Source organism: Achromobacter semiaridum (genome assembly GCF_053543755.1).
Window position 1 is genome coordinate 54,437 of record NZ_JBLVOL010000064.1, and the last position, 7,969, is coordinate 62,405.

A 7,969-nucleotide genomic window follows, 5' to 3' on the forward strand; every position below is an offset into this window, starting at 1 on the left:
CGCCCCCACGAATCATTGTGCGGGCGGGCGACTGATCCCGCAAGTTTCGGAACGCGTCGCCTGGTATCCGTCAGGCTAGCGGCACGGCGGTGGTGTACAGCACCTGCTTGAGCGCGAAGCTTGACCGGATGCTGGCCACGCCGGGGATGCGGGTGATGTGCTCGACGATCAGGCGTTCAAGCGCATCCACGTCGGGCACCAATGCGCGAATCAGGTAGTCGGCGTCGCCCGACATCAGATAACACTCCATGATTTCAGGCAGTACGGCGATTTCGCGCTCGAAGACATCCAGCGCGGCTTTGCGCTGCTTGTCCAGCGAGATCTGGATGAAGACGTTGACCTTCAGCCCCAGCTTGCGCGCATTGAGCAGGGTGACGCGGCGGTCTATCAGTCCATCGGTTTCCAGCCGCCGCACGCGCGCCAGGCAAGGCGAGGCGGACAGGTTCACGCGGGCGGCAAGCTCGACGTTCGTCAGTCGCGCATCGCGTTGAAGTTCGTTCAGGATTCGGATGTCGGTCGCATCCAGGTTGATTTCCGGCATAAGTCATCCAGTTGTTGTGGCTTGGCAATTCGTTCGTGCTGCGCAAGCAGTGTATCGAAGCTGAATGAAGTGAAATATGCTGGGGTTAACCCTATAGACTATTTCTTTCTTCGGCAAAGGGGCCGAAGTGCGGAATATTCAAGCGGTAGATCCTGTGGTGATAAGTCAGCAAAGCACGTTGCGCAAGTTTTTGCCGCTGGTGGGCGCGGTCATGGTGTGGGGGGGAAACTGGCCCGTCATGAAGATGGGGCTGGCGCACATGAGCCCGTTGTGGCTTGCCGCCAGCAGGTTCGGGTCGGCCGCCGTGGTCAGCGTGCTGGTATTGGCGGCACTGGGTCGACTGCGGTTGCCCACGCGCCAGGAATGGCCGCTGGTGGCTGGCGTGGCGCTGTTGCAGATGGGCGCGTTCACCGCCTTGGCGTTGTGGGCGTTGCAGTACGTGGCGCCGGGGCGGGCGTCCGTCGTTGCCTACGCGACGTCGATATGGGTCATTCCCTTGTCGGCGCTGATCTTGAAAGAACGCCTGAACGCCGGTCAATGGGTGGCGACGGCGCTCAGCTATGCCGGCATCGGCGTGATCGTGGCGCCGGCGTTCAGCCCTTGGCAGGCGCATACGGTGGTGGGCCTGGTCATGCTGCTGGGCGCCTCGTTCGCGTGGGGGTGCAACATCATCCAGCTGCGCGGCAACCGTCACGTGCGTCTGGGCGCCGACATGATTCCCTGGCAAACCGCGCTAGCCACGATTCCGTTGGCGGCGCTGGCCTGGATGCGCGATGGCGCGCCCGGCTTTTTGGCCGTGCCCGATGCGTGGCCGATCATCCTGTACACCGGTCCGCTTGCGACAGCGCTGACGTTCATCGTGGTGTTGGGCATGACGCAAAAACTGCCGCCCGTGGCCACCTCCATCGCGATGCTGTGCGTACCTGTGATCGGCCTTGTCGTGTCGTCCGTCGTCTTCCATGAACGCCTGTCCGCCGACCTGGTGCTGGGCCTGTCGTTGATCGGCATCAGCGTCGCCGCCTCGGCGGTTGCCGCGCGCGTGAAGCGCCCGCTTGCGCTGCGTCCTTCGTAGAACGCACTAGAATGTCGCGCCGGGAGGGGCCTGGCAAGACGCGTGGATGCGCCGCGGATATCGGGTAAATGGGGCAGAAATGGATACGCTATATGTGCTGGTCGTGTTGGGCGCGGTGGCTGCCGGCTTCGTCCAGGGCTTGTCCGGGTTCGGCTTTGGGATGGTGGCAATGTCGTTCTGGGCGTGGACCATCGACCCACGCCTGGCTGCCGCGATGACGGTCTTCGGCGCACTGACCGGCCAGCTGTTGGCGGCATTTACCGTGCGCCGCGGCTTTTCGTGGTCGAACCTGCTGCCATTCGTACTAGGCGGTTTGGTGGGCATCCCCATCGGGGTAAAGGTCTTGCCGCATCTTGACCCGCTGATATTCAAGACCTTCATCGGTGCTCTGTTGGCGGTCTGGTGCCCGATCATGCTGTTCGCAACGCGTTTGCCGCGCATTACGGCCGGCGGCAAGGTGGCGGATGGCGTCGTGGGGGCGATGGGCGGCATCATGGGCGGCATCGGCGGCTTCACCGGCGTCATTCCGACGTTGTGGTGCACCTTGCGCGGCTTCGAGCGCGATGTGCAGCGCTCGGTTATCCAGAACTTCAACTTGTCGATGCTGGCGGTCACGATGGCAAGCTACATCGTCACGGGCGTGGTGACGACAGACATGCTGCCGCTGTTTGCCATCATCGTGCCGGCCATGCTGGTGCCCACATTGCTGGGCGCGCGCGTGTATGTCGGCATCAGCGACGTGACCTTTCGGCGCGTGGTGCTGGGCCTCTTGACGTTGTCGGGCATTGCCTTGCTGGTGTCGTCCGTGCCCAAGCTTATTGCATAGCGGGACAGGCTTGACGAGCATGCTATCGTTAAAGTCATTGAAGAGAGAATCAGTATGGCATTGCATCGTTTTCAGAAGGGTGAACTGGGTCATTGGCTGCGCATCGTGGCCGACAGCAGCGAACCCGGCGCCGCGCAAGCAGAAGTGCCTGTCGAAATTTCCCAGGCACTTCAAACCTTGCGCTGCATTCAGCCCGGCGAAGATGGCCGCTGGCTGATCACCGAAAAGGGCAAGCTCGCCCTGCGCATGGAAGAGCCCACCGCCATCCACGTGCGCTGAACGCTGCGCCGCCGGCACGCTCGGCGGTATTTCTTGCAGCACATATCGATCCCCCTTTTGTGCGCGCCGGCTTGCTGCGGTTTGAAGCAAGTTGCGCCTAATTGCCGCATAGTTTGCGAATGATTTCGCGTTATGTCGCAGCGCAGGGGGTATTTACAGGGCAGTACGGGAATCTCCTGAGACGGAATGTGTGATTTGGCATCTTCCGGACGTATCGCGCTTGTTATCTCGCCAGTAAGATGAACTTGCGTGACGCTTTCAGGTCTATTCAATTACGCGGGATTTGGTCCCGCCACGTCACGCGTGGTTCACGCGTTTAGGTAACCGACTGGGAGGTAGCACATGCAGCATCGTGACCAGGAAGTACTGATCGACGTTTCCACAGCGGCCATGGATACCGGCGGATATGGCGTCTTGCTGACGGTAACGGCCGAGGGCGGCACCGAAGTGGATGCCGCGTTTTCCCACTTGGGCAACTGCGCTTCATTAGACGAAGCACGAGATCGCGCGGAAGTATTCGCGCAGAACTGGGTCGAGGAAAACATCTTCCGATAGGGCTTATCCGCCCTGGACGGAGCTGATCGGTGGTGCCGGTCTGTGTGTGCATGAGGCTGCGGAAAATACTCCAAAATTTGCGACGAAGTTTTCGGTTATCGTTGCTGCTCCAAAACCTGGGGCCCTTTTCGGGTATGGGTCGTTCCAAAATGATTGCCGCACAGACCACTCCTATTCTGACGGAGCATGTCCGCGCACTACGCGCACATTTCGACTCCGTCATCCTGCCGCTTTGGATGGGGCAGGGCTTCAACGGCGCATGGGGGCTGCCCTACGAATCGCTGGATGCCGCAACGGGCAAGCCGCTGCCGCCCAGCCGATATCGAGCCATGGCATGCGCGCGTCAACTCTATGTTTTTTCAGAAGCATCCGGCGCCGCCGCGGGCCAGCATGCAGACCGCTTGTTTGCGTCCCTGTGCCGCGTATTTCGCAACGATCAAGGCGGCTGGTTGTACAGCGTGGACGCTGATGCGCAGCCGTTGGATGACACTCAGGATTTATATACCCACGCGTTCGTGGTGCTGGCCTGCTCGGCGTACTTTCAGCGCAGCCGTAATGCGGATGCGCGCAAGCTTATGTTGGCCACGGCATCGGCAATCGAAGCGCGCTTCAAGACAAATGACGGGCTCTATCATGCGGCGCTTAGCGCCGACTGGCAGACGCCGCTACGCCCGCCCGCGCAAAATCCAATGATGCACCTCACGGAAGCGTATCTGGCGGCCGCCCAGGTGGCCGAACCCGCGCTGTTTGCCCAGCATCTGCGCACGCTTGCGCAAGGCGTCAGCCAGTTTTTTGTACACGGACCCACCCAGTGCATATCCGAAGCGCTGCAAGGCACGGCGGGCAACCGGCTTGAACCGGGGCACCAGTTTGAATGGCTGTCGCTGGTGCACGGTGCGGCGCAGGTGTTTGAAGGGCTTGAGCTGGTGGAAACCTTGCCGCGCGCGGTGCAGTGGGCGCGCACGCATGGGGTGGGCGTACAAGGCCCCGGCGTGCTGGCGTCGTTGGACGAGTCGGGTGCGGTGATGGATGACACGCGCCGGATCTGGGCGCAGACGGAATACCTGCGGACGTTGGCGGTGCTGGGCGACTGGCCGGCGCTGGAGTCCGGGCTGGCCAGTTTTCGCGCCCATTTCGTGCATGAGGGCGGGTGGTACGAATGCCTGAACGGGCAGGGGGACGTCGTCCGCGCCGACATGCCGTCGACATCGCCGTACCATTTGGCCACCTGCCTGGCGGCAATGCCTAACGTTGTTTAAACGCCCTTGTTAACAATTATTGTCGTTCAATTGTTATAAATCGATAGAAAAACATTGGTGAAATCCCTTACAATTTGCTAACACTGTTTGTGGGGAAGCATCAATGAGCGTTATGTGTTTGGCTTGCCAACGCATTAACCCGGGCCTTGCCGGCGTCGCGCCGCATTCGCACCTGGGACATCAAGGTTTCACCAATCCCACGCAGAAAGGGCGCGAAGAGAGTCGCGAAGATCACTTCCGGTGCCTGAGCTGCGGGGCGAAATGGTTGCGTGAAACCGATAAGTGGGGCGTGGACCTGGGATTCAAGCTGGCACCTTGATCGTTTTATCGCCGTACTTAAAGTCGGGCCTCTTTACAGAGGCCCGTTTTATTTGGTTTCAAGTATAGCGCCGCCGATGAAACCAGACATGTCGTGGGCGCTGGCCGTGTCATATGCCGCAGCGCGCCTTTCAAGACGCTGATCTGGCCGCGATGACGTCCGGGTCGGCATGCGCGGTGGCCAGCAGCCATTGCCGGAAGCATTCCAGCGCGTAATGATCGCGGCGCTGGGCCGGCGCGCAAAGGTGATAGCCCCGGCTCAGCCGAATGGGCATATCGGGAAAGGGCGCGGCCACCCGGCCGGACTGAAGCTCGTCGCGCACCAGGCAGCGCTGTAATACCGCAACCCCCATATCCGCCATGACCGCGCGGATCAAGATGGATACCTGATCAAACCCCTTGGACAGCGTGACGGCATGGCGGGGCACCCCCGCTGCATTGAACCACTGCGCCCAGTTGTCCTGCCCGTTGGTGTGATAGAGCAAGGCTTCGCCCAGCAACCCGTGCGGGGTGCTCCATAGCCCCTGGGCCTGGCGGGCGACAAGACGGTCGGGATGGCAAATAACCACCACTTCGCGACCGATCACGTAATCGGCTTGGCATCCGGGCCATTGATCAGGGGTGCCGGCCAGGATGCTGGCGTCTGGCGTGGTGCCCGAAAAGTCCTCATTGCGCCGATAGGCCGCGAAATTAAGCTGGATATCGGGATGGCGTCGATGGAAGTCTGGCAAATGCGGCACCAGCCAGGCGCTGGCCAACGTTGGCACGGTCGATAGCGTCAAGCGCAGCCGGCGGTCATCCGCCCGCAGTTCGGCACTGAGCTTTTCAATGGCCTGAAGCGGCGTGTGCGCGCCGTCGTACAGCTTCTGGCCCATCTCGGTCAGCGTCAGGCCGTGCGCGTTGCGATGCATCAGCGGCTGCCCGAAATGGGCCTCCAGGCGCGAAATGGCGCGGCTGATGGCGCCTTGGGTGACGCACAGCGTCTGGGCAGCCAGGGTGAAGCTTCCCAAGCGTGCCGCCGCGATAAAGGCGTGCAGCTCGGACATGGACGGCGAATGTAGCCGCATTTAGCATGATCTTTGGTAATGAAGGAGTGCAATATAGTCGTTTGAAAGGGGACCGTAAAGTTTGGACACTGGCGGCCTGTCTCTGTTTGACACCCCGTTCTGACCCTTACTTCAACGTATCCCTTTCGGAGTCGATCCATGTCTTGCCGCCTGCTTGGCCGGTCCGCGCGCGTTGCGCTTGCCGGCATGTTCGCCACGCTGTCCTTTGCCGGCATTGCCCAAGCCGCCGACTACCCCTCGCGTCCCATCAAGCTGGTGGTGCCGTTCGCCGCGGGCGGTTCGACCGACATCGTTGCCCGCCTGGTCGCGGAGTATGCCGGGCGCGATCTCAAGCAGACCATCGTGGTTGAAAACAAGGCGGGCGCGGGCGGCTCGATGGGCATGGAGCAGGTGGCGCGGTCCACGCCTGACGGCTACACGATCGGCATGGCCACGATGAGCACGCACGGGTCGAATCCGGCCGTGTATCGCAAGATGAATTACGACCCGATCAAGGACTTCGCGCCCGTGGCCAACGTGCTGGCGGTGCCCAGCATTTTGGCCATCAACCCGAATATTCCGGCCAAGAACATGGCCGAATTCGTGGCGCTGGCCAAGAAGGCGCCGGCTGACCGATACAGCTTTGCGTCGCCCGGCGTCGGGTCGCTGGGGCATGTGAACATCGAGAATTTCATGATGCTGTCCGGCATCAAGTTGCTGCACGTGCCTTACCGTGGGGCCGGCCCAGCGCTGAACGACGTGATGGGCGGGCAGGTGGATGCCATCACCGACAACCTGTCTTCCACGCTGCCGCAAGTGCAGGGTGGCAAGCTGCGTGCGTTGGCCGTGCTGGGCGCCCAGCGTTCGCCGCTGTTGCCTGACGTGCCGACCTATATCGAACTGGGTTATCCCGACATGGGCACCGGCGGCTGGTTCGGATTGGTGGCTCCCGCCGGTACGCCGACGGCCGTTATCGACCGCCTGAACCAGGCGGTGCGCGCGGCGATGCAAGACCCCGAGTTCCGCAAGAAGGCCGAAGACGTGGGTGGTACGCTGATGCCCACGACGCCCCAAGAGTTCCAGGTCCAGATCGAACAGGCCCTGGCCCGCTACGCCAAGGTGGCCAAGGCCGCCAACATTCAGGCTGACTGACGATGACGCTTGCCGATTTCAACGTGGTTTCCGTGCATGAACCTCAGGGGCCGGCCTTGCCGCTGGTCTGTGATTCGCCGCATAGCGGTGAACGCTATCCCGACGATTTCGGGGCGGTGGCAACGCAGGCGCAATTGCGCCAGGGCGAAGACACGCACGTGGACGCGTTGTGGTCGGCGGCGCCTACGCTGGGCGCAACGTTAATTGCCGCGCACTTTCCGCGCGTGTACATCGACCCGAACCGCACCTTGCAGGATCTGGACCCGGAGCTGCTGGCGGAACCGTGGCCGCAGCCGCTGTCCCCGGGCGAGAAGACTCGCTTGGGCAAGGGGCTGATCTGGCGCCGCATGGACAAGGCTACGCCCATTTACGATCGCAAGCTGAGCCTGGCAGAAGTGCGGCATCGCATTCAGGCTTACTACGAGCCCTATCACGCGGCGTTGTCGCAGGCGATCAGCCGAGCTGAACAACGCTTTGGCGCGGTGTGGCATCTGAACCTGCATTCCATGCCCAACGACGCTTACGAACGCCTGGGCCGGCAAAGCGAGCATCCGCTGGCGGACTTCGTGCTGGGGGATCGGGATGGCACGACGTGCGAACCCGAGTTCATCGCGCTGATCGAAAAGGCGCTGCGCGACCTGGGCTATACCGTCGCGCGCAACGACCCTTACAAGGGCGTGCAGTTGATTGCGCAGATTGGCCAGCCGGCGCTGAACCGGCACAGCTTGCAGGTGGAAATTCGCCGTCCTTTGTACATGGACGAAGCCACGCGCGAACGCAACGCCGGCTTTGATTTGCTGCGCGGGCATTTGACGACGGTGCTGGCCCAGGTGGCCGATTACGTGCGCGTGCGCATGGAAGCGGCTACGTCGACAAAATAGAGTCGTTTGTGTGGCTGTACCCAGGCAAAAAGCCGGCGTT

General features: G+C 61.8%; 10 protein-coding genes. 8 read left to right on the top strand and 2 right to left on the bottom strand.

Going from position 1 to position 7,969, the window contains the following annotated elements; genetic code table 11:
* Positions 1-70: 70 nt before the first annotated feature.
* On the bottom strand, positions 71-541 hold the full coding sequence (locus ACNPP0_RS17875; RefSeq protein ID WP_006218755.1) for an Lrp/AsnC family transcriptional regulator: 471 nt from the start codon (positions 539-541) through the stop codon (positions 71-73).
* Positions 542-701: 160 nt separating this feature from the next.
* Here ACNPP0_RS17875 and ACNPP0_RS17880 point away from each other — a divergent pair, with 160 nt between their 5' ends.
* The 6 genes from ACNPP0_RS17880 to ACNPP0_RS17905 all read left to right on the top strand — a co-directional run bounded on the left by ACNPP0_RS17880 (position 702) and on the right by ACNPP0_RS17905 (position 4,851).
* Positions 702-1,613, top strand: coding sequence for a DMT family transporter (locus ACNPP0_RS17880; RefSeq protein WP_448706616.1), 912 nt, complete (start codon positions 702-704; stop codon positions 1,611-1,613).
* A 79-nt stretch (positions 1,614-1,692) separates the two neighbouring features.
* Entirely contained in the window at positions 1,693-2,439 is a 747-nt protein-coding gene (locus ACNPP0_RS17885) for a sulfite exporter TauE/SafE family protein (RefSeq protein WP_448706597.1), read from the top strand.
* Positions 2,440-2,493: 54 nt separating this feature from the next.
* Positions 2,494-2,718 carry a hypothetical protein gene (locus ACNPP0_RS17890; protein ID WP_448706598.1) on the top strand — a complete coding sequence of 75 codons (225 nt, stop codon included), beginning with the start codon at positions 2,494-2,496 and terminating at the stop codon, positions 2,716-2,718.
* A 342-nt stretch (positions 2,719-3,060) separates the two neighbouring features.
* Positions 3,061-3,273, top strand: coding sequence for a hypothetical protein (locus tag ACNPP0_RS17895; protein WP_008159938.1), 213 nt, complete (start codon positions 3,061-3,063; stop codon positions 3,271-3,273).
* Between the two features lie 149 nt (positions 3,274-3,422).
* On the top strand, positions 3,423-4,532 hold the full coding sequence (locus tag ACNPP0_RS17900; RefSeq protein WP_448706617.1) for an AGE family epimerase/isomerase: 1,110 nt from the start codon (positions 3,423-3,425) through the stop codon (positions 4,530-4,532).
* Between the two features lie 103 nt (positions 4,533-4,635).
* Positions 4,636-4,851, top strand: a complete 216-nt coding sequence (locus ACNPP0_RS17905) for a hypothetical protein (protein ID WP_025135384.1) — start codon at positions 4,636-4,638, stop codon at positions 4,849-4,851.
* 130 nt (positions 4,852-4,981) lie between these two features.
* Here ACNPP0_RS17905 and ACNPP0_RS17910 read toward each other — a convergent pair whose 3' ends face one another.
* The gene (locus tag ACNPP0_RS17910; RefSeq protein WP_448706599.1) at positions 4,982-5,917 is read right to left on the bottom strand and encodes a LysR substrate-binding domain-containing protein; all 936 of its coding nucleotides are present in this window, start codon (positions 5,915-5,917) and stop codon (positions 4,982-4,984) included.
* A 138-nt stretch (positions 5,918-6,055) separates the two neighbouring features.
* Between ACNPP0_RS17910 and ACNPP0_RS17915 the strand changes: the two genes are divergently transcribed.
* The gene (locus ACNPP0_RS17915) at positions 6,056-7,048 is read left to right on the top strand and encodes a Bug family tripartite tricarboxylate transporter substrate binding protein (RefSeq protein ID WP_448706600.1); all 993 of its coding nucleotides are present in this window, start codon (positions 6,056-6,058) and stop codon (positions 7,046-7,048) included.
* 2 nt (positions 7,049-7,050) lie between these two features.
* Positions 7,051-7,929, top strand: a complete 879-nt coding sequence (locus tag ACNPP0_RS17920; protein ID WP_332607372.1) for an N-formylglutamate amidohydrolase — start codon at positions 7,051-7,053, stop codon at positions 7,927-7,929.
* Positions 7,930-7,969 lie beyond the last annotated feature (40 nt).

Excerpts from the sequence above, each read along its gene's own strand:
- ACNPP0_RS17875 (WP_006218755.1), bottom strand. The coding sequence starts at position 541 with ATGCCGGAAATCAACCTGGATGCGACCGACATCCGAATCCTGAACGAA.
- ACNPP0_RS17885 (WP_448706597.1), top strand. The coding sequence starts at position 1,693 with ATGGATACGCTATATGTGCTGGTCGTGTTGGGCGCGGTGGCTGCCGGC.
- ACNPP0_RS17890 (WP_448706598.1), top strand. The coding sequence starts at position 2,494 with ATGGCATTGCATCGTTTTCAGAAGGGTGAACTGGGTCATTGGCTGCGC.
- ACNPP0_RS17895 (WP_008159938.1), top strand. The coding sequence starts at position 3,061 with ATGCAGCATCGTGACCAGGAAGTACTGATCGACGTTTCCACAGCGGCC.
- ACNPP0_RS17900 (WP_448706617.1), top strand. The coding sequence starts at position 3,423 with ATGATTGCCGCACAGACCACTCCTATTCTGACGGAGCATGTCCGCGCA.
- ACNPP0_RS17905 (WP_025135384.1), top strand. The coding sequence starts at position 4,636 with ATGAGCGTTATGTGTTTGGCTTGCCAACGCATTAACCCGGGCCTTGCC.
- ACNPP0_RS17910 (WP_448706599.1), bottom strand. The coding sequence starts at position 5,917 with ATGCGGCTACATTCGCCGTCCATGTCCGAGCTGCACGCCTTTATCGCG.
- ACNPP0_RS17915 (WP_448706600.1), top strand. The coding sequence starts at position 6,056 with ATGTCTTGCCGCCTGCTTGGCCGGTCCGCGCGCGTTGCGCTTGCCGGC.
- ACNPP0_RS17920 (WP_332607372.1), top strand. The coding sequence starts at position 7,051 with ATGACGCTTGCCGATTTCAACGTGGTTTCCGTGCATGAACCTCAGGGG.